Source organism: Phenylobacterium sp., assembly GCF_036563385.1.
Classification (GTDB): domain Bacteria; phylum Pseudomonadota; class Alphaproteobacteria; order Caulobacterales; family Caulobacteraceae; genus Phenylobacterium.
Map to the genome: position 1 here is coordinate 248218 of NZ_DATCML010000012.1, position 17514 is coordinate 265731.

Below are 17514 nucleotides of genomic sequence, written 5' to 3' on the forward strand. Positions count from 1 at the left end.
CCTCCGGCCGGCGTAACCGCAGCCCAGCGGCGCCGTTCCGGAGCGCGTCATTTGGCGGGCGCGTTCCACCTGCGCCTCTCGATGGCAGCGGAAGCTTAAGCGGCGCGCTATACCGCCGCCATGTGGCCCGCCGCCGTCGCCTATTTCGCCGCCCTCAACGTGGCGACCTTCGTCGCCTTCGGCCTGGACAAGCACTACGCCGTAACGGAGCGCCGCCGCATCCCGGAGCGGACCCTGCTGACCGTGGCCGCGCTCGGCGGGTCGGCAGGCGCCCTGCTCGCTCGCCCGGTGTTCCGCCACAAGACCCGCAAGGAGCCTTTCGGCGGCTGGCTGCGCCTGATCGTCTGGGGCCAGTGCGTGGCTGCCGGCGCCGTCGCGGTCTACCGGTTCATGTAGGCGGCCAGCCGCGCCAGACCCTCGGCGTTCTTCTCCGGCCGCGCGGCAAAGCACCAGCGCAGCCAGCCCTCGCCCTCGTCGCCGAACGCCACGCCGGGCGCCAGGCCGAGCTTCGCCTCTGCGATCAGGTCTTTGGCCAACTGGACGGAGTCCGTGCAGCCGGCGATGCGGAAGAAGGCGTACATCCCCCCGTCCGGCTCGGGCGCGTCGACCCCGGGAATCCGCCGCAGGCCTTCCAGCACCTGGTCCTTGGCGCGGATGAGCTCGTCGCGCAGCTCGGCCACGTGCGCCTCGCCTTTTTCGAGGGCCGTCACCGCCGCCGCCTGCACGAAATCCGGCGCGCAGGAGGTGTTGTACTCCAGCAGCACGCCCACCGCGTCCACCAGGGCCGGCGGCATGACCATCCATCCCAGCCGCCAGCCGGTCATCCGCCAGGCCTTGGAAAAGGAGTTGGTGCTGATCACCCGGTCCTCGTCCGTCGCCAGCTCCAGGAACGAGGGCGCCCGGTCGCGGCCGAAAGTCAGCCGCTCGTAGACGTCGTCGGACACCAGCCAGATGCCGTGCTCGCGGCAGCGCGCCAGGATCGTGCCCCGGTCCTCCGCCGGCAGGGTCCAGCCGGTCGGGTTGTTCGGGGAGTTCAGGAACAGGGCCCGGGTGTCCGGCGTCAGCGCGCTCATCAGCTGGTCCAGGTCGAGCCGCCAGCGGCCTTGGCTCGCCTCCACGGCCACCGTCTCCACCTGCGCCGACAGGATGCGCGGGATCTCCGCCACATTGGGCCACACGGGACCGGTGACCACCACCCGGTCGCCGGGCGAGACCACCGCCTGGGCGGCCACCATCAGGGCGCTGACCCCCGAGGAGGTGATCGCCAGCCGCTCCGAGCCGATGGGGCGGCCGTGCAGCCGGCTGAGGTAGGCCGCCAGCGCGTCCCGCAGCTCCGCCCGCCCGAGATTGTGCGTGTAGTAGGTCCGGCCCGACAGCAGGGCCTCCGCCGCCGCCCGCCGGATCGGCTCCGGCGTGGGCAGGTCCCCCTCGCCGAACCAGAAGGGCAGCACGTCCGCCTGCCCCAGCGCGGCGTTCGCCACCGCCCGGATCTGAGAGCTGCGAAGAGCCTGGACCTCAGGACGCGCGACGGGCGGATGCATGGGGCGGATCTACCCCATCCCCTCTCCCGCAGGGAGAGGGTTTCACCCCAGCTTGCGCGCCTGGGCCAGCGCGCAGCAGGACGCCGATCCGATCGGGCCCTGCTCGTCGTAGAGGAAGCACTCGCCGATCGCCACGCCGTCGGCGGAGCCGTGGTTGATCACCTCGAAGCCCACCCACTCGGTCACCGGCTCGCGGTGCAGGTAAACCGTGATGTCGGAGTTGATGTACTCCAGCCCCTTGTCGCCGGCGTTGGCGAACGGGCTGGCGAAGTCGGCCGCCACCGCCACGCGGCCGAACGGCGTCCAGGGCCGGCCCTCCACCATCTCGCGGACCTCGCTCATCCAGGTGCGGCGCGGCCCGACGGTGCCGAAGGCGCCGGTGATCGGCCGCATGGCCCACATGCCGCCCATGCCGGCCCGGCGGTCCTCCGGCGGCGGGATGTCGGGCGGCCTCGGCGCATCCCAGTTGTCCGGCTTCCAGACCGTGCCCGGCGTCGGCTCGGTCCGTCGGAGCAGCTGGCAGGTGGCCCGCCCGGCGCTCTTGCCGCCCGAGATGAACTCGGCGTCGATCACCTTGATCCGCCGCCCCTCGCGCACCACCCGGGTGGTCACGCTCACCGGCGACATGTCCGGCAGCCGGTACATGTCCACGGTCAGCCGCGCGGGGATGAAGGCCGGGTCGCCGTGCAGCCGCTCGATCTCGTGCCCCAGCAGGCCGATGATCACCCGGCCGTGCAGGGAGTTGGGATCCCAGGGTCCCCGGCAGGCGGGCGTGGGGAGGTAATGCTCCCCGTCGATTCGAAAGAAAGGTTCATTGCTCATGCGGCGGCGACCATGCCGGACCTTCGCGCCGCGGAGCAATCCCTGCGGGATCGTCTCAGCCTAGCCCAGGGCCGGCTTCGCCTCGTCCGCCGGGGCCCCGGCCTCGCGGTCCGTGGCCAGGATCGCGGTCACGGCCATGTCGCCCGTGACGTTGCCCAGCGTGCGGAAGATGTCCGGGATCACCTCGACGGCGATCAGGATCGGCAGCAGCTCCAGCGGCAGGCCCAGCGCCAGGCAGATGGGCCCGGTGCTCATAAAGAACGACACCTGGCCGGGCAGGCCCACCGAGGCCACGCTCATGGCCACGGCGATGATCACCGCCGCCGCCCACTGCATCGGCTGCGGGTCGACGCCGTAGACATTGGCCACGAAGATCGCCACGCCGAGGTTCGCCACCGCGCTGGTCAGCTTGAACACCGACACCGCCAGCGGCAGCACCAGGCCGGTCACCCGGTCCGGGACCTTCAGGGCGTCGCGGCTCTGCTCGATCATGGCCGGCAGGCAGGCGATGGACGACTGGGTGGCGAAGGCCGTCACCTGTACCGGCGCGAGCGCCCGGGCATAGGTCCAGAACGGCACCCGGGCCACCACCACGGCCACGAAGTAGGCGAACAGGGTGATGCCCACCTGGGCCAGCACCACGGCGACGATGTAGTGGCCGATGACGCCGGCGGCGCCGACCCCCGCCCGCAGGCCCACGCCCAGGCCCAGCGCGAAGACCCCGATCGGGGCCGCCCACAGCACCCAGCGGACGATCTCCACCATGGCTTGCGAGATGCTGTCGAAGAACTCGGTCAGCGCCATCCGGCGCCGCTCCGGCAGGCGGGTCACGGCGAAGGCGAAGAAGCCCGCGAACACCACCAGCGGCAGGATGGAGTCCTCCGCCGCGGCCTTGATCGGGTTCGTGGGGGCCAGCGACTTTACAAACTCGCCGAAGTTGGGCGTGGCGGCCACCTCGGGCGGCGGCGGCGGGGCGCTGGCGCTCAGCGCCGCCGCCCCGGTCTCGCTCACCGGGAACAAGGCGTAAAATCCGTAGCCGAAGGCGATCGTCCAGGCGCAGCCCACCAGGACGAAGAACAGGAACCAGGCCAGCGCCTTCACCGCCAGCCGGCCGGTGGCGGCCGCATCAGCGACGCTCGCGATGCCCACCACCAGCACCGAGAACAGCAGCGGCACCACGGTCATCCGCAGGCCGTTCAGCCAGAGGGTGCCCACCGACTCCACGCCGGTCACCACGCTGCGCACGCCATCGCCGCCGTAGGCCGCCGCCGCCGCGCCCAGCCCCAGCCCGGCCACGAGCGCGATCAGCACCCGGACGCTCAGCGATTTCAGCATGTGACGAGGGTCCCCCGGCGACGAAGCGCGGCGAACCTAGCCCATCCCTCCCGCTCAGGGGAGGGATGGGCTTCGGCCTACGGCTTCAGCACCACCTTGATGCAGCGGTCCTGCTTGTCGCGGAAGATCTTGTAGAGGTCCGGGCCCTTGCCCAGCGGCGCCACGTGGGTGACCACGAAGGTGGGGTCGATCTCGCCCTCGTCGATCCGCCGCAGCAGGTCGTCGGCATACCGGCGCACGTGGGTCTGGCCGGTGCGCAGCGTCAGGCCCTTGTTCATCAGGGCGCCCATGGGGATCGCGTTGCTCATGCCCCCGTAGACGCCCGGCACCGACACCCGGCCCGCCGCCTTGCACGCCATGATCGCCTCGCGCAGCGCCACCGGCCGCTCGGTCTCGAGCTTGAAGGCGGTCTGCACCTTGTCGATCAGCTCCAGCACCGCGGTCGGCCCGTGCGCCTCGATGCCCACAGCGTCCACCACCACGTCGGGGCCGTGGCCGTCGGTCATCTCCTTCAGCGTCTGGATGACGTTGATCCCCTTGCGGTTCAGCGGCTCGGCGCCCAGGCCGGCCGCCATCTCCAGCCGCTCGGGCACGTCGTCGATGGCGATGATCCGCTTGGCGCCCAGCACCTTCGCCGACAGCACCGCCATCTGGCCGACGGGGCCCAGGCCCCAGATCGCCACCCTGTCCTCGGGGCCGACGCCGACCTGTTCAATCGCCTGCCAGCCGGTGGGCAGGATGTCGGACAGGAACAGGTACTTCTCGTCCTCGCCGGCCTTGGGCACCTTGATGCAGGTGGTCGCCGCGTAGGGCACCCGCAGGTACTCGGCCTGGCCGCCGGCATAGCCGCCGGTGATGTGCGAATAGCCGAACAGCCCTGCCGTGGTGTCGCCGAAGAAGGTCTTGGCCAGGTCGGCGTTGCGGTTGCTCACCTGGCAGACCGAGAAGTTGCCCTTCCGGCACTGCTCGCACTCGCCGCAGGTGATCTGGAACGGGACCACCACCCGGTCGCCCACGCTCAGGCCGCGCGCGCGGGCCTCGGGACCCACCTCGACCACCTCGCCCATCGGCTCGTGGCCCAGCACGTCGCCCACGCACATGGTCGGCACGAAGCCGTTCATCAGGTGCAGGTCCGAGCCACAGATGCAGGTCGAGCTGATCTTGATGATGGCGTCCTTCGGATCCTCGATGATCGGATCGGGGACTTCCTCGCAGCGCAGGTCCTTCTTGCCCTGCCAGCAGATCGCTTTCATGGGACGCGGCTCCTCAGTCGCAGGTGCGCTTGACGGTGCTCATGCGCACCGCGGTGACGAGGTCGAGGGCGGTCACGGCCAGCACGAGGCCCAGCGCCGCCTTGGCGTTGCCGCTCTTGGGGTTGTCCGACTTCGACAGCGACGACAGGACGGCGATGTCGAAGATGTCGCCCGCCACCCGCGCCCACAGCACCTCGGACCGGGTCGGGTCGCTCATCAGCGACACGCCGCTCCACATCTCGCGGCCGCCGAACAGCGTGGCCACCGTCCCCTTCGAGGCGTCGATGCCCAGCGTCCGCTTCACCGAATTGGGGAACAGCGTGCCCCAGATGCCCAGGCCCACGGCCGTCTGGCCGATCATGAAGGACAGCTGCGGGAAGACCGCCGGCTTGGCCCGCACGCGGTCGGCGAACAGGCTCGCCCGGTGCTGACCGATGGGCAGGTTCATCCGCGGCGGCAGGCCGAAGCTCCTGGGCTCGGCCAGCCGCGAGTGGTTGCCGGGGGAGCCCGATCCGGGCGCGGTCCCTCTGGCGCTGTAGGTGTCAGCTACGCTCATGCGAAAAGGCTCCCGTCTAAGCCCCGACGGCCCGGGAAGGCCTTTCCGCCGCCGAATGTTCCGGGGGCCTCACAATTTAAGGTTTGGGTCGCCGCGGGTGGCCCAGCATGGCTTCGGTCCCCTGCCGGATGGCGGCGTAGCACTCGCAGGACGTGCGCTCGAGGCCCGGCCGGTCGGCCACCGTCACCTTGCCGCGCACATAAGAGATCAGTCCGCGGGCCTGCAGCTCGGAGGCGATGGCGGTGACGGTCGTCCGCTGCACGCCCAGCATGATCGACATGTGCTCCTGGGTCAGCGGCAGGACCGGTGAGTCCAGGCGGTCCTGGGTCAGCAGCAGCCATCGGGCCAGGCGCTGCTCGGCCGGGTGCAGGCTGTTGCAGGCGGTGGACTGCGCCGCCTGCAGGATCGTCGCCTGGGCGTGGTGGACGACGCACCGGGTCAGGTCCCGGTCCGCCATCGCCGCCTCGCGCAGCTGCTCCAGCGGCAGCCGCCAGGCCCGCCCGCTCACCTGCACGACCATCCGCTCGAACGACACCGGCGAGCCCAGGGCGTGCAACAGGCCGTGCCCGCTCTCGCGGCCGATGGTGCGGCTCTCCACCTGGGCCCCGTCGCGCATCACCGTGACGATCGACAGGATGCAGTCCACCGGCAGGTAGACGTCGGAGATCACCTCGCCGGCCTCGTCCAGGACGGTGTTCCGTTCCAGCTCCACCTCGCTCAGGTGCGGCCGCAGCCGCTCGATCTGCTCCGGGGCCAGCGAGTCTAGGAAGTGGTTGTCCCAGGCCATGGCGGCCAAACGCGCGAGGGCCGGCTTGGCTTCAGGGGGAACGTCCCGCCGGCGTCGGAGGTTTGTCCGCCGCTTTAGGACGCTGACGGTGGCTGACGTGAGTGAAGCGTATTCAGAACCTATGGGCGTGAGCGCTGTGGAAGGCGAGGTGGTGGTCCTGGGGCCGAACGGGGTGGCGGTCTCCCTCACCCCGGAGGCGGCCGAGGAATCCGCCCGTCGGCTGACCCGCTGCGCGGCCGAGGCGCGCAGCGGCCGCGCGCCACAATCCCGGGACGAAATGGCCTGACGCCCTATGTCGGAAGTTGAGCAGACGGCGTTCGCGGTCTCACCTATCTCTCCCCCGGACGGGGAGAGATCGTGGGCCACATCGTGCTCTATGCGCTCGACGAGTCGGGCGAGACCCGCTTCACCGAGCAGCTCGGCGAGGCCGACCGCACACGGCTGCGCGAGGTCGCCCGCGAGCGGCTGAAGCAGTACCCGGCCGTGGAGGTCTGGGACGGTCCCATGTGCGTCGTGCGGCTGCGCCGCGCGCCCGCCGCGCACGGCGACGCCTAGGTTCACGCGGTTCCGCCGGATCGATCCTGCGGCTGAGGCGTTTCCCTGTCTCACCTCAAAGGAGAGCCGATGGCGCACGCCCGCAAGCAGCTTCCCGTTTTCCCCGGCGAAGGGGAGCTCCGCTACCGGGGCTTCAAGGGCCAGGTCGAGTACCAGATCCAGGGCGAGCCCGGCTCGCTCCGCTTCGGCCCGGCGCGCCTGCGCGGCGCCCTCACCGCCTCGCCGGAGATCGCCGAGGAAGCCTTCCGGGAAGGCGAGGGTCAGCTGACCCTGGAAAACGGCACGGTCTACCGGCTGACCATGCTGGGCCACACCCCCGGCAGCGGCGCGGTCTATTTCGAGATGCGGATCTAGCCGGCGGCCCGCAGCGGCGGCGCGTAGCGTACCGACAAGGCCGCGCCGCCGTCGCCCACCCGCGCGCTCCGCAACCGCCGGGCCACCTCGTCCAGCGCCAGCTGCTGCTGGCCGAAACGCGCCACTTCCACGCCCTGCTGCTGGACGACCCACGCGCCCGACTGCTCGATAACTTCGAAACTCTGCACTCTACGCCTCTCGGGTGCTACAACCCCCGGAATAGGCCTAAGGCGGTTAACACAACGGGGACGCGCACCCGCCGCGCCCTGGGGCGAGTTGTCGCAGGTCAGGGCGCCGGCCGCGTGGGGACCTCCAGGTCGCAGACAGTGAAGTCCGCCCCCTTCACCGCGCGCGCCGCCGCCACGCGTCGGGCGAAGGCCGGCCCGCGGGTGTCCATCACCTCGAGCTTCGGGCGTTCACCGGCCGGCAGGTCCGCGGCGACCCGCACCCGCAGCATCCGGTCGGGCTCGGCCGGCGGCTCCCCCACGGCCATGGCGCGCACCGCCTCCAGGCCAAAGACCACCCGGCCCCAGACGGCGTACTCGTGGTCCAGCCGGCGCGCCGGCTCGCGCATGAAGAAGATCTCGCTGTTCGCGGTGCCCGGATCGGCCTGCCGCCCCATCCCGACCACGCCGGCGCAATAGGCGCCCCAGGCCCGCAGCCGCCCGTCCGCCCCCCGCGCCGCCTCGCGCTCGGAGGCCGCCGCGAACGGCGTCGCGCCCACGAAACCCTCCTGCCCGTCGTACCGCCGGGCGACCACAGTCGCCCCCGCCTCGGCTGGCAGCCGGAAGCTGAACTCCGGCGGCAGGTCCGGATGGCGCGAGGTCCCGCCGTCGCGATTGTTGGGGTTACCGGTCTGGTCGACGAAGCCCTCGATCACCCGATGGAACAGCAGCCCGTCATAGACGCCCTCGCGGGCCAGCTGCTTCACCCGCGCCACGGCCAGCGGCGCGAACTCCGGCCGCATCTCGACGACGATGCGGCCCTTGGTGGTCTCCACCACCAGGGTGTTGTCCGGATCCAGCGGCCGCCAGTCGGCGGGCGCAGGCGCGGGCGCCTGGGCCTGGGCCTGGGCGGCTCCGGAGAGAAGAACCGCCACGGCGATGACACAGGATCTCCCGAGCACGGCCCCTCCCGCTCCGCCTGTCCACGACAGGTGGAAATGCTTCAATTCCACGGCAGCAGCGGAGCCTGCCGGATCAGCTTGGTCAAGGACCGGCCTTGCAGGCCGGCCGCGCGGCGGCGAGCGCTGCGCGCTCGTCCTTGAGTAAGCTGATCCGGCAGGCAGACTAGCCGCCATGGGATTGAAGCGCCCCTCCCTCCCGAGGCCGCTCAGGAGGAGGACCGTTCGCTGCGCCGGCGAAGGCCGGAGGGAAAGCACGGGTCGGCCCCGCGCTTCGCCCAGCGGTCGGCTGGCGGACGCCCACTCCGCGTCCGCCGCCCCCGTCCTCACCATTTTCGGCAGAGCACGTCGCGCAGCACCGGCGAAGGCCCGGTCACCTGCCCCTCCGGCCCCAGCGCCCGCGGCGCCCGCTCGCTGGAGTCGAAGTGGGCCGCAGGGCCCAGCCCCTGACGCCGGCAGAAGGCGTTGGCGCCGTTCGACCCCGCCGCCAGGTCCATGCCGCGCACCTGCGGCCGCGGGAAGAACACGTTCCGCGCGCCCTCCACGCCGCTGCGGTCGGGCCGCCCGCCGCCGGGGCCCCAGCCGCCGCCCGGCCGGTCGTCGTCGTCTCGGCCCGGCCGACCGCCGCCGCCGCCGCGCCCGATCGGCTCCAGCGAGGTGATCCGCTCGGCCAGGTTCATGGTGTTGAGCTCCGGGACGTCGCCGGTCAGCTCCACGCAACGCCCATCGAGGTTGGCGTGCTCGCACAGCCGCCAGCGACCTTCCAGTCGCAGCGAATGCGCTCGGTCGTTGAAGCCATAGTTAGAGAGATTTCCCACCTGGCCGGTGAGGGTCACGCTGCGGCCGCCGAAGTCCGGGCGGTCGTACAGGGTGGCGCTCGGCCCGCGGCCGCCGCGCGGCTGCGCCTCGGCGGCGCCGGCCAGCAGGCCCGCGGCCACGGCCGCCAGCACCAGGGTCGTCGTCTTGCTCATGGTCCAGCTCCTCAGGTCCTGGCGCCATTGATGGCCAAGCTTGGCTGAACCGGATGTGAAGGCGCAGCAGGGCCGCCGTTCAGGCGGCCCTGCCCGCCGCCGCCTCAGCGCTTCTGGGTGGTGGTTTCGGTCGTGCCCGTGGAATTGGCCGAGGTGCCGGTGGCGCCGCTGGTGGCGGTGCCCGCCGCCGGCATCGCCGAGCCGGTGGCCGCCGTGGAGCCGCCCTGGGCGCCGCCGCCCACCGAGCCGCCCGCCGCCATCTGCTGCTGCACCACCTGGGCCAGCTCCTGCGGCGCGCTCGTGGCCTTGCATTGCGCTTGGCCGCCGGTGGACACCGACAGCACGTTCACCGAGACGCCGCAGACGTTGGCGGCCAGCTGGATCGGCAGCTGGATGTTGATCGGAACGTTGGCCCGGTCGATCTGCAGACGCACCGACAGGTCGTTCAGCACGTCCTGCAGGTTGACGTTCACCAGCGAGGGGATGCCGCCGGTGGACGGGCGGGTGGCCGTGCTCGTGCCCGTGGTGGCGCCGGTGTTCGCGCCCGTGCCGGTGGACGCGCCGGCGGTGGTCGTCGAACCGCCCGAGCCCGAGGCGGGGGCAGCGGCCGTCGTGGTGCCGGTGCCGGCGGCCGCGCTCGGCCCGGTGCTGCCATCGCTCGCGCAGGCGACGGCGAACGGCAGCGCCAGGCTCGCGATGGCGAGCGACTTGATCGTGTTGTGCATGGGGTTCCTCCAGCTGACGCCGCAGCAAACGTGGCCGGAAGGTGAATGGTTCTGAGCGGGCGGTATCTTATCCAATCCGGAAACAATCTTCTCCAAAGGCCTGGCTTTATCCCTCCCGCCGGAAACCTATCTTCCCTCTCGAAACGAGCGCCGCCACATCAACCGAGCGGCGCTCCCGGAGGGATGACGATGATCGAACGCAGACCGTTCGACCGCCTCGGCGGCGCCGACCACGGCTGGCTGAAGGCCCGCCACCACTTCTCGTTCGCGAGCTACCACGACCCGAAGAACATGGGCTGGGGCGCCCTGCGCGTCTGGAACGACGACGAGATCGCCCCGCGCTCCGGCTTCCCGCCCCACCCGCACGCCGACATGGAGATCATCACCTATGTCCGGGACGGGGCGATCACGCACCAGGACAGCCTGGGCAACCAGGGGCGCACGGAGGCGGGCGACGTCCAGGTGATGAGCGCAGGCTCGGGCATCCGCCACGCCGAGTACAACCTCGAGGCCGAAACCACCCGGATCTTCCAGATCTGGATCGAGCCCAAGAGCCGGGGCGGCGCGCCCACCTGGGGCGCCAAGCCCTTCCCCAAGGGCGCGCGCGCCGGGAAGTTCGTCACCCTGGCCTCGGGCCTGCCCGGCGACGACGACGCCCTGCCGATCCGCACGGATGCGCGGGTCGCCGGCGCGACGCTGAAGGCCGGCGAGACGACCGAGTACCCGCTCGGCCCCGGCCGCCACGCCTATCTCGTGCCGGCCGCCGGCGCGGTGGAGGTGAACGGGGTGCGCCTCGACACCCGCGACGGCGCCGCGATCCGCGACGAGGCGGTGCTGCGGGTCACCGCCCTGGAGGACGCCGAGGTCGTTCTCGTCGACGCCCCCTGACCGGCCACGGCCAACCGGCGAAGGGGCGCACCCCACGGGTGCGCCCCTTCTTCTTTGCAGCTTCAGGTTAGATCTGAAGCGCCACTGTTCAGTATTAGCGCGACCGTAGCGTACATTTATACTTGATCGCCTATTCATTGTCTCGCCTGGAACAATAATTGACGAACTCGGTTTGCTGGCCGTCCCAAGAAAGGCGAACCGAACAGTGACAGCGAAAGCGGACTCAAACGTGCCGCTCGCACGCGAGCGGCTGCACGTCGACAAGCGGGTTGTGGAAACCGGACGGGTCACCGTCCGCACCCGGGTGGCCGAAGAGCAGACCTGGGTCCGCGAGGAGCTTGCTCGCGAGGACGTGCAGGTCGAGCGGATCGACATCGGCCGTGAGGTCGACGAGGTCCCGCAGGTCCGCACCGAAGGCGACACCCTCGTCATCCCCATCTACGAGGAAATCGTCGTGGTCGAGAAGCGGCTGGTGCTGCAGCAGGAGATCCGCCTGACGCGTCGCACCGAGACCCGCATCGTGGAGCAGCCCGTCACCGTCCGGCGCCTGGAGCCAGAGGTCGTCCGCCAGGACGTCCCTGGGACGTCAACCCCAGACCCCGAGGACTATCGATGAGAACGATCACCGCCCTTTACGACAGCCGGGCCGAGGCCGAAGCGGCCCGCGAGCAGCTGGTGGCCAGCGGCCTTGCCAGTGGCGACATCACCATCAGCGGCCAGGACAGCGAGGCGAGCTCGTCGTCCAGCGGCGGGGAGCACCGCGGGTTCTTGGCGGGGCTGAAGGACATGTTCATGCCGGACGAGGACCGGCACGCCTACCATGAGGGCATCAGCCGCGGCGGCTACCTGCTGAGCGCGCAGGTGGACGAGACCAGCGTGGACCGCGCCTGCGAAATCCTCGAGGGCTCCAGCGCCGTCGACTTCGAGCAGCGCCAGCAGCAGTGGCGCGACAGCGGCTGGAACGGCCAGTCGGCCTTCTCCGGCGGCGCGACGGGCGCCATGGAGACCGGCGGCGTCCAGGGCGCCGAGCGTGAGGGCGTGATCCCGATCGCGGAGGAGCGGCTCGCCGTCGGCAAGCGCGAGGTCGAGCGCGGCGGCGTCCGGGTCCGCTCCTACGTCCGCGAGACGCCCGTGCACGAGCAGGTGCGCCTGCGCGAGGAACACGTCGAGGTCGAGCGCCGGCCGGTCAACGAGCGTGTCGCCGGCGCCGCCGACGGCATCTTCGAGGAACGCAGCTTCGAAGTCTCCGAACGCGGTGAGGAAGCCGTGGTGGGCAAGGAGACCGTGATCACCGAGGAGCTGCAGGTTCGCAAGGAGGTGGGCGAGCGCGTCGAAGACATCGAGGACACTGTCCGCCACACCGAGGTGGACATCGACGACGGGCGCACCGGCGAAAGCCGCCTCACCGACGACCGCACCACCCCGCGCAGCTACTAGGCTGCCGGCGTCCCTCTCCCTTCGGGGAGGGGGACCGCCGTCGCTTTACCGCGACCGCCTCAGTGGAAGCTCAGCGGCTCCACGACGGCCTCGTCCCACTCGCCGACGTTCTCCTGGATCAGTACGTGGCGCGGCTCGGCGTCCACCTGGGCGAAGGCTCCGGCGGCCGCCAGGGCCTCGGCCTGCGTGGCGTAGTCGCCCAGCTCGCCTTCTTCGTCGTCGGTGAGGACCCAGCGGCCCCGGCGGGCCGTCACGGTCAGGTCGAACATGGCTTTTATTCCCGCCCAGCTGAACGGGGTTATCCCATCTTCTCGGAAGGGTTGCGTCGTGTCGCACCGTCGCAGGTTGTGCGGCAGGGCGCCGCAGACCGGCTAGCTCTCGCGGAAGTAGGGCTCCACCGGCCCGTTCAGCTTGATGGTCAGCTGCTTTCCGCGCCGGTCCTTGGAGTTGCCGACCGCCAGCCGCACCCAGCCCTCCGACACGCAGTACTCGTCGACGTTGGTCTTGTCCTCGCCCTTGAAGCGCACGCCCACGTTCCGGGCGAGCATCTCGGCGTCGTAGTAGGGGCTCTCCGGGTCGGTGGAGAGGCGGTCGGGAGGGGTGTCGCTCATGCCCCCGCCCCTCGCATGGCCGGCGCGCGCGATCAAGCCGTCGGCGACCGCGCGCCGCGGCTGCGGGCCCTGCCCCCACGAAAAAGCCCCTCCCGCTGGGATCGGGAGGGGCTTGGCGCGAGCGGGCCCGGCCAGGATCCGGGGGGAGAGTCCCCGCTCGGCGTCGGTGGGCGGCTAGCGGGCCGCGTAGGTGCTTCGGGCGAGCTGGGCCTGCTGCACCATCGGCAGCTTGGCCACCACCTCTTCCCGGACGCCTTCGCGGCAGCTGGCCGCGCGGCCCAGGGGGCGGACGCCCGTGCGCTGGGCGCTGCAGAAGTTGGTCGCGGCGCGTTCGAGGCGGGCCTCGAAGGCCGCCTTGCCGTGCGGGCTGTTGAGGTCGATGTCGGCCACCTTGACGGCCGCAGGGGCGGCGGTGGCGGCGGTGGAGATGGCGGCGAGCGGCAGGACGGCGAGGGCCAGGGTGGCGACGCCGGCGATGCGGGAAGCGAAGTGGGTCATGTTCAATCCCTCCGGTTTGGCGTCGGCGGTTACTCGCCGGCGGTGAGGAAGGAATACTGACGCGCTTCCTGTAAGTCCCGTGAATAGCGCGTAATGACTTAGATTTAAGAATATTACGCAGAGTTCATGCAGAATATTACAAGCACTTAATCTTCACCGCTTCCCTCTCCCGCTTGCGGGAGAGGGCCAGGGTGAGGGCGGCGCCGGCCTTCCCCCTCGCGCTCCCGTTGGACCCGCGCGCACTACGCCCAACGGGGCGCTGCGGCGGTGCTCGCCCCGCCCTAGCCGCCCCGTGAGCGCCGGTGCAGCCTACGCCGCCTCCACGAACCCCGGCCAGTTGCGCATGTAGTCGACGAAGGCCGGCGACAGGCCCTCGGCCTCGAGGTGCGCCGGCGACACCGGTCGGGCGACCGGCTGGAAGGCCGCGTCGCGGGCCTTTTCCGGGAAGTCGTGGTGCAGGATGGCGGCCCGACCGATCACCGCGAAGTCGTAGCCGCCGGCCAGCAGGGCGGCGGCCTCGGCGGGCGTCATGATCTTGCCGGCCGCGCCGAGCTTCACCGGCCCGCGGTCGAGTTCGCTAAAGTAGCTGGCGAGCTTGCGGCCTTTGAACTCCTCTTCCACCGGCTCCTTGGCCACGTCCCAGAGGCTCATGTCCAGGTAGTCGATCTTGCCCTGCCGCAGGACCTCCTGGGTCACCTCGCGGATCTCGGCCAGCTTCAGCCCGAAGCGCTCGGGCGACAGCCGCAGCCCCAGCTGGAAGTCCGCCCGCGTGCGCGCGCGGATGGCGTCGATGATCTCGAACAGCAGCCGCGCCCGGTTCTCCACCGAGCCGCCCCAGCGGTCCTCGCGGCGGTTCAGTTCCGGCGAGAGGAACTGGGCGATGACGTAGCCGTGGGCCCCGTGGATCTCGACCCCGTCGAAGCCGGCGCGCTCGGCCCGCACCGCCGCCGCGGCGAAGGACTCCACCAGCCCCTCCACCTCCTCGCCGGTGAACGCCCGCGCCCCTGTCTCGGGATCGTCCGAGGGGCAGAGCGGCTCGCCCACCAGGTCCTTGGGGCTGCGGTTGCCCGCATGGTGCAGCTGCACCGAAGAGACGCTGCCATGGCGTCGGATCTCGGCCGCCAGCCGGGTCAGGCCCGCTAGGTGGTCGTCCGCGAAGATCCCCAACTGCCCTGGGAAGCCCTGCCCCTGGGCCGCCACATGGGCCGCGCAGGTCATCGTCAGTCCGAACCCGCCCTGCGCCCGCATGGTCAGCCAGCGGAACTCGTCCTCCGACAGCAGGCCGTTCGGATGGCTCTGCTGGTTGGTCAGCGGGGCCAGCATGAAGCGGTTCTTCCACTGCGGCCCGCGCTGGAACGAGATCGGCTCGAAGAGGTCTTGGACGGACGACATGCGGCTGGCGCTCCCCTGGCGGCTGGCTTCCCGACGTAGAGCCCCGACCCGGCCGCCGCAATGGCGCCGCCGCGTGAACTAGGCCTCCAGCCGCGCGACGGCGTCGCCCATCGCCGCCTCGCCGGCCTCCAGCACCGCCGCGGTGATCCCGCCGTGGCCGCGCACAGCATTGTAGCCTCCCGGCCCCAGCTCCTCCTCCATACGTGAGCAGGGGTGGCACTCGCCCGTCCATTGCAGCACGACCCCGCCGACCCGGAACCGCCGGTCCTTCAGCGCCAGCAGGTTGACGCCGCGGGTGACGATGTTGCGCCGCAGCCGCTCGGGCGCGACGGCGTCCAAGCCCAGGAAGCCGGCGATCGCCGCCAGGTCCTCGGCGGCGATCAGGGTCACGGCCCGCGTCCCCGTCGTGCGGCTGTGATAGCGGTCGCCAGCCAACCCGTTTCCCGGCTCCAGCACCGCGCGGGCAAGCGGCGTCATCGGCGCTCGCCGCCCGGGCCGCGCGCCGATCCAGACCACCTCGCCGGTGCGGAGTGGGCCTGCCAGCAGGCGGCCGAGCGGCGAGGTGGGTGACAGCATGGGGCCTCCGCAGGGGTCTGCGGAGATCTCAACGCCTCAGCGCGGCTTGCGGAACTTCATCACGAACTGGTCGGTCTTGCCGCGGATCGCCGGCTGGAAGACGTTCACCGTCCGCGCGTCGGCGGCGTCGCGCAGCAGCGGGATCTCGCCCTCGTAGCGGAAGCCGGCGGCCTCCACCTCCCGGCGCACGATGGCCTGGTCGATCCGGTGCAGGCTCATGGCCACGTCCAGCGGCGCTCCGGCCGACGCCGAGTGGTCGGCGATCAGGTAGACCCCGCCTGGCTTCAGCGACTTGAACACCTCGGCGTTGACCTTCTGCGCCGTGTCCTTCGGGAACGGGGTCAGGTGCAGGTCGTGGTAATTCTGGACGGTGAACACCAGATCCACCCCGTCGGGCAGGTCCATCTCGCCGAAGGTCGCCTGGATCGGCGTCACATTGGCCCGCTCGGCCGCCACCTTCTTCAGGTTCTCGCCGTAGCTCGCCTGGAACTGCACGAACTCGGTGGGCTGGTAGGCGTAGACCCGACCGTTCGGCCCGACCGCCGCCGACAGCAGCCGTGTGAAGTAGCCGCCGCCCATCACCAGGTCGACCACCTTCTGCCCCGGCTTCACCTCGCCGAAGGCCAGCATCTCGCCCGGCTTGCGCGCCGCGTCGCGCTTCACGTCGGCCTCGGGCCGGGCCTTGTCCGCCAGGGCCGCAGCCACATGCGCCGGGACCTGGGCGGCCACCGCCGCTCCGCCCGCCGCCGTCACCGCCAGCGCGGCCAGGATCGATGCAGCTCGTCTCGTCGCGTTCATCGGACGCCTCCCTTGTTGCAGTTGAACCCGACCCTGCCGCGTCGCGGCCCGGCTTGTCGATCCGCCTTGCGACCCTTGGTCGCTTCCCGCGGCCCCTTCGCAGCGTCGGCGCGCGGGGGCGGCTCGTCTATGGTGGCTCGGCGTGTCAGCGAGGAGTTCTTTCGTTGATCAAGGTCATCCCCCTATCGGCTGTCGCGGCGCTCCTGGCGGCGCCTTCGCTCGCCGCCCCCGCCCTGCCCGCCGCCGCCTGGCTGATCAGCCCCGGCGAGGGGGCCTGCCGCACGGACCTCGAGCTCGCCGGCCGCTCCGGCGCGATCACCCCGGTGCAGCTGGTCTCCGACGGCGAACGGCTCGCCCTGCGCTTTTCCAAGGAGAGCCTGCCTGAGCAGGCCTTCCTCGCCCTGCGCATCGACCAGAAGCGGTTCTCCAACCTGATGACCCGCACCGCCGATCCGGCGGTGGGCGAGATCGCCCTCAGCCCGGAGACCGAAGCCGCCCTGCGCAAAGGGGCCGTCCTCGACATCGCCTGGCTCGGCCTCGAGCCGGTGGGCGCCTCGCTTGCGGGCTCCGAGCAGGGGGTCGCCGACCTCAGGACCTGCGGCGCCCAGGCCGCCCAGCGGCTGCACATCGCCCGCGAGACCCAGGCCGCCGAGGCCCGCCGCCAGGCCGAGGAGAGCCACCGCAAGGCGCTCGCCGACGCCGAGCTGCAGGCCGCCCGCGCCCAGGCCGAGGCCGCCGAGCTGGAGGCTCGCCGGGTCGCCCAGGAGGCCGAAGACCGCCGCGCCGCCGAGGACGCGCGCCGCCAGCAGGCCGCCTACGAGGCCCAGCGCCAGGCCTTTGAGGCGGCCGAGCGCCGGCGGTCCTGGATCGAGGCGCAGGAGGCGCTGGAGCCGGACGCCTACCGCCCCGCCCCGCCGCCCTGGGCCTGGCGCCGCTACTAGCGAATGACCGGCGCGCGCGCGTCGGCCTGGATGCGATCGAGGTTCTTGCGCTCGTCCAGCTGCCGCATCTTGAACTCCTGCTTGTTGTAGCAGCGCTTCTTCGGGATGCGGGTGCCCATCGGGGCCTCGTTCCGGCAGAACGTCTCGTCGTCGTTGCCGACCTTCTTCGCCTTGGTGGGCGTCGCCGCGGCGGCCTCGGCCACCGGCGGGGCGGCCACCGCCGGCTTTGTCGCCTCGGCCGCCGACGGGTCCTGGGCCAGCAGCGCGAGCGCAAGCAGCATCGGGGTCATTCAGGGTCTCCGGGCTGTATCGAAGCGTCACCGTAGTCGCCCACGGTTACGTTTGCCCGCC

Annotated in this window: 25 protein-coding genes; 8 read left to right on the plus strand and 17 right to left on the minus strand. The window is 71.4% G+C overall.

Annotation, left to right across the window (positions count from 1 at the left end; genetic code table 11):
- The first annotated feature begins 120 nt into the window (after positions 1-120).
- Positions 121-396 carry a DUF1294 domain-containing protein gene (locus VIL67_RS12425; protein WP_332049214.1) on the plus strand — a complete coding sequence of 92 codons (276 nt, stop codon included), beginning with the start codon at positions 121-123 and terminating at the stop codon, positions 394-396.
- Here the strand turns inward: VIL67_RS12425 and VIL67_RS12430 are convergent.
- From VIL67_RS12430 to VIL67_RS12455, 6 genes are all read right to left on the minus strand, one after another.
- The gene (locus tag VIL67_RS12430; RefSeq protein WP_332049215.1) at positions 381-1541 is read right to left on the minus strand and encodes a pyridoxal phosphate-dependent aminotransferase; all 1161 of its coding nucleotides are present in this window, start codon (positions 1539-1541) and stop codon (positions 381-383) included. The two genes, VIL67_RS12425 and VIL67_RS12430, sit on opposite strands and share 16 nt — an antisense overlap.
- Before the next feature lie 42 nt (positions 1542-1583).
- A complete protein-coding gene (locus VIL67_RS12435; RefSeq protein WP_332049216.1) occupies positions 1584-2363 on the minus strand; it encodes an acyl-CoA thioesterase domain-containing protein in 780 nt (259 codons plus the stop codon).
- A 60-nt stretch (positions 2364-2423) separates the two neighbouring features.
- Positions 2424-3698 (minus strand): dicarboxylate/amino acid:cation symporter, encoded by a 1275-nt coding sequence (locus tag VIL67_RS12440; protein ID WP_332049217.1) that lies wholly within the window; start codon positions 3696-3698, stop codon positions 2424-2426.
- A 77-nt stretch (positions 3699-3775) separates the two neighbouring features.
- Positions 3776-4951, minus strand: coding sequence for a zinc-dependent alcohol dehydrogenase (locus VIL67_RS12445; RefSeq protein WP_332049218.1), 1176 nt, complete (start codon positions 4949-4951; stop codon positions 3776-3778).
- Positions 4952-4964: 13 nt separating this feature from the next.
- On the minus strand, positions 4965-5507 hold the full coding sequence (locus tag VIL67_RS12450; protein ID WP_332049219.1) for a hypothetical protein: 543 nt from the start codon (positions 5505-5507) through the stop codon (positions 4965-4967).
- Between the two features lie 76 nt (positions 5508-5583).
- The gene (locus VIL67_RS12455) at positions 5584-6294 is read right to left on the minus strand and encodes a Crp/Fnr family transcriptional regulator (RefSeq protein ID WP_332049220.1); all 711 of its coding nucleotides are present in this window, start codon (positions 6292-6294) and stop codon (positions 5584-5586) included.
- A gap of 127 nt (positions 6295-6421) precedes the next feature.
- Here VIL67_RS12455 and VIL67_RS12460 point away from each other — a divergent pair, with 127 nt between their 5' ends.
- The 3 genes from VIL67_RS12460 to VIL67_RS12470 all read left to right on the plus strand — a co-directional run bounded on the left by VIL67_RS12460 (position 6422) and on the right by VIL67_RS12470 (position 7203).
- Positions 6422-6580: a hypothetical protein gene (locus VIL67_RS12460; protein ID WP_332049221.1), complete on the plus strand. Its 159-nt coding sequence runs from the start codon at positions 6422-6424 to the stop codon at positions 6578-6580.
- 71 nt (positions 6581-6651) lie between these two features.
- On the plus strand, positions 6652-6849 hold the full coding sequence (locus tag VIL67_RS12465) for a hypothetical protein (protein ID WP_332049222.1): 198 nt from the start codon (positions 6652-6654) through the stop codon (positions 6847-6849).
- A 69-nt stretch (positions 6850-6918) separates the two neighbouring features.
- Positions 6919-7203, plus strand: a complete 285-nt coding sequence (locus VIL67_RS12470) for a hypothetical protein (protein ID WP_332049223.1) — start codon at positions 6919-6921, stop codon at positions 7201-7203.
- Here the strand turns inward: VIL67_RS12470 and VIL67_RS12475 are convergent.
- From VIL67_RS12475 to VIL67_RS12490, 4 genes are all read right to left on the minus strand, one after another.
- Entirely contained in the window at positions 7200-7391 is a 192-nt protein-coding gene (locus VIL67_RS12475) for a hypothetical protein (RefSeq protein WP_332049224.1), read from the minus strand. The two genes, VIL67_RS12470 and VIL67_RS12475, sit on opposite strands and share 4 nt — an antisense overlap.
- A 98-nt stretch (positions 7392-7489) precedes the next feature.
- Positions 7490-8329 (minus strand): peptidylprolyl isomerase, encoded by an 840-nt coding sequence (locus VIL67_RS12480; protein WP_332049225.1) that lies wholly within the window; start codon positions 8327-8329, stop codon positions 7490-7492.
- Positions 8330-8652: 323 nt separating this feature from the next.
- Positions 8653-9297, minus strand: coding sequence for a beta/gamma crystallin-related protein (locus VIL67_RS12485; protein WP_332049226.1), 645 nt, complete (start codon positions 9295-9297; stop codon positions 8653-8655).
- A 104-nt stretch (positions 9298-9401) separates the two neighbouring features.
- On the minus strand, positions 9402-10022 hold the full coding sequence (locus VIL67_RS12490) for a hypothetical protein (RefSeq protein ID WP_332049227.1): 621 nt from the start codon (positions 10020-10022) through the stop codon (positions 9402-9404).
- Between the two features lie 189 nt (positions 10023-10211).
- Here VIL67_RS12490 and VIL67_RS12495 point away from each other — a divergent pair, with 189 nt between their 5' ends.
- The 3 genes from VIL67_RS12495 to VIL67_RS12505 all read left to right on the plus strand — a co-directional run bounded on the left by VIL67_RS12495 (position 10212) and on the right by VIL67_RS12505 (position 12347).
- Positions 10212-10910, plus strand: a complete 699-nt coding sequence (locus VIL67_RS12495) for a pirin family protein (RefSeq protein ID WP_332049228.1) — start codon at positions 10212-10214, stop codon at positions 10908-10910.
- Between the two features lie 229 nt (positions 10911-11139).
- Positions 11140-11526: a YsnF/AvaK domain-containing protein gene (locus tag VIL67_RS12500; protein ID WP_332049229.1), complete on the plus strand. Its 387-nt coding sequence runs from the start codon at positions 11140-11142 to the stop codon at positions 11524-11526.
- Positions 11523-12347 (plus strand): YsnF/AvaK domain-containing protein, encoded by an 825-nt coding sequence (locus VIL67_RS12505; RefSeq protein ID WP_332049230.1) that lies wholly within the window; start codon positions 11523-11525, stop codon positions 12345-12347. Before VIL67_RS12500 ends, VIL67_RS12505 begins: the two co-directional genes overlap by 4 nt.
- Positions 12348-12406: 59 nt before the next feature.
- Here the strand turns inward: VIL67_RS12505 and VIL67_RS12510 are convergent, their stop codons facing one another.
- From VIL67_RS12510 to VIL67_RS12535, 6 genes are all read right to left on the minus strand, one after another.
- Positions 12407-12616 (minus strand): hypothetical protein, encoded by a 210-nt coding sequence (locus tag VIL67_RS12510; RefSeq protein WP_332049231.1) that lies wholly within the window; start codon positions 12614-12616, stop codon positions 12407-12409.
- A 102-nt stretch (positions 12617-12718) separates the two neighbouring features.
- Positions 12719-12958 (minus strand): DUF3297 family protein, encoded by a 240-nt coding sequence (locus VIL67_RS12515; protein WP_332049232.1) that lies wholly within the window; start codon positions 12956-12958, stop codon positions 12719-12721.
- Positions 12959-13132: 174 nt separating this feature from the next.
- Positions 13133-13456, minus strand: coding sequence for a UrcA family protein (locus VIL67_RS12520; protein WP_332049233.1), 324 nt, complete (start codon positions 13454-13456; stop codon positions 13133-13135).
- A gap of 309 nt (positions 13457-13765) precedes the next feature.
- Positions 13766-14848 (minus strand): NADH:flavin oxidoreductase, encoded by a 1083-nt coding sequence (locus tag VIL67_RS12525; RefSeq protein WP_332049234.1) that lies wholly within the window; start codon positions 14846-14848, stop codon positions 13766-13768.
- A 78-nt stretch (positions 14849-14926) separates the two neighbouring features.
- Positions 14927-15424, minus strand: coding sequence for an MOSC domain-containing protein (locus VIL67_RS12530; protein WP_332049235.1), 498 nt, complete (start codon positions 15422-15424; stop codon positions 14927-14929).
- 36 nt (positions 15425-15460) lie between these two features.
- Positions 15461-16222, minus strand: a complete 762-nt coding sequence (locus tag VIL67_RS12535) for a class I SAM-dependent methyltransferase (RefSeq protein ID WP_332049236.1) — start codon at positions 16220-16222, stop codon at positions 15461-15463.
- Between the two features lie 164 nt (positions 16223-16386).
- On the opposite strand from VIL67_RS12535, the gene VIL67_RS12540 reads away from it, so the two are divergent.
- Positions 16387-17163, plus strand: a complete 777-nt coding sequence (locus VIL67_RS12540) for a hypothetical protein (RefSeq protein WP_332049237.1) — start codon at positions 16387-16389, stop codon at positions 17161-17163.
- On the opposite strand, the gene VIL67_RS12545 is transcribed toward VIL67_RS12540, so the two are convergent.
- Positions 17160-17453, minus strand: a complete 294-nt coding sequence (locus VIL67_RS12545) for a hypothetical protein (protein ID WP_332049238.1) — start codon at positions 17451-17453, stop codon at positions 17160-17162. The genes VIL67_RS12540 and VIL67_RS12545 overlap by 4 nt on opposite strands.
- Positions 17454-17514: the final 61 nt, after the last annotated feature.

Bases quoted from the DNA above. Each gene is read 5' to 3' on its own strand.
- VIL67_RS12425 (WP_332049214.1), top strand. From the start codon at position 121: ATGTGGCCCGCCGCCGTCGCCTATTTCGCCGCCCTCAACGTGGCGACC.
- VIL67_RS12430 (WP_332049215.1), bottom strand. From the start codon at position 1,541: ATGCATCCGCCCGTCGCGCGTCCTGAGGTCCAGGCTCTTCGCAGCTCT.
- VIL67_RS12435 (WP_332049216.1), bottom strand. From the start codon at position 2,363: ATGAGCAATGAACCTTTCTTTCGAATCGACGGGGAGCATTACCTCCCC.
- VIL67_RS12440 (WP_332049217.1), bottom strand. From the start codon at position 3,698: ATGCTGAAATCGCTGAGCGTCCGGGTGCTGATCGCGCTCGTGGCCGGG.
- VIL67_RS12445 (WP_332049218.1), bottom strand. From the start codon at position 4,951: ATGAAAGCGATCTGCTGGCAGGGCAAGAAGGACCTGCGCTGCGAGGAA.
- VIL67_RS12450 (WP_332049219.1), bottom strand. From the start codon at position 5,507: ATGAGCGTAGCTGACACCTACAGCGCCAGAGGGACCGCGCCCGGATCG.
- VIL67_RS12455 (WP_332049220.1), bottom strand. From the start codon at position 6,294: ATGGCCTGGGACAACCACTTCCTAGACTCGCTGGCCCCGGAGCAGATC.
- VIL67_RS12470 (WP_332049223.1), top strand. From the start codon at position 6,919: ATGGCGCACGCCCGCAAGCAGCTTCCCGTTTTCCCCGGCGAAGGGGAG.
- VIL67_RS12485 (WP_332049226.1), bottom strand. From the start codon at position 9,297: ATGAGCAAGACGACGACCCTGGTGCTGGCGGCCGTGGCCGCGGGCCTG.
- VIL67_RS12490 (WP_332049227.1), bottom strand. From the start codon at position 10,022: ATGCACAACACGATCAAGTCGCTCGCCATCGCGAGCCTGGCGCTGCCG.
- VIL67_RS12495 (WP_332049228.1), top strand. From the start codon at position 10,212: ATGATCGAACGCAGACCGTTCGACCGCCTCGGCGGCGCCGACCACGGC.
- VIL67_RS12505 (WP_332049230.1), top strand. From the start codon at position 11,523: ATGAGAACGATCACCGCCCTTTACGACAGCCGGGCCGAGGCCGAAGCG.
- VIL67_RS12510 (WP_332049231.1), bottom strand. From the start codon at position 12,616: ATGTTCGACCTGACCGTGACGGCCCGCCGGGGCCGCTGGGTCCTCACC.
- VIL67_RS12515 (WP_332049232.1), bottom strand. From the start codon at position 12,958: ATGAGCGACACCCCTCCCGACCGCCTCTCCACCGACCCGGAGAGCCCC.
- VIL67_RS12520 (WP_332049233.1), bottom strand. From the start codon at position 13,456: ATGACCCACTTCGCTTCCCGCATCGCCGGCGTCGCCACCCTGGCCCTC.
- VIL67_RS12525 (WP_332049234.1), bottom strand. From the start codon at position 14,848: ATGTCGTCCGTCCAAGACCTCTTCGAGCCGATCTCGTTCCAGCGCGGG.
- VIL67_RS12530 (WP_332049235.1), bottom strand. From the start codon at position 15,424: ATGCTGTCACCCACCTCGCCGCTCGGCCGCCTGCTGGCAGGCCCACTC.
- VIL67_RS12535 (WP_332049236.1), bottom strand. From the start codon at position 16,222: ATGAACGCGACGAGACGAGCTGCATCGATCCTGGCCGCGCTGGCGGTG.
- VIL67_RS12545 (WP_332049238.1), bottom strand. From the start codon at position 17,453: ATGACCCCGATGCTGCTTGCGCTCGCGCTGCTGGCCCAGGACCCGTCG.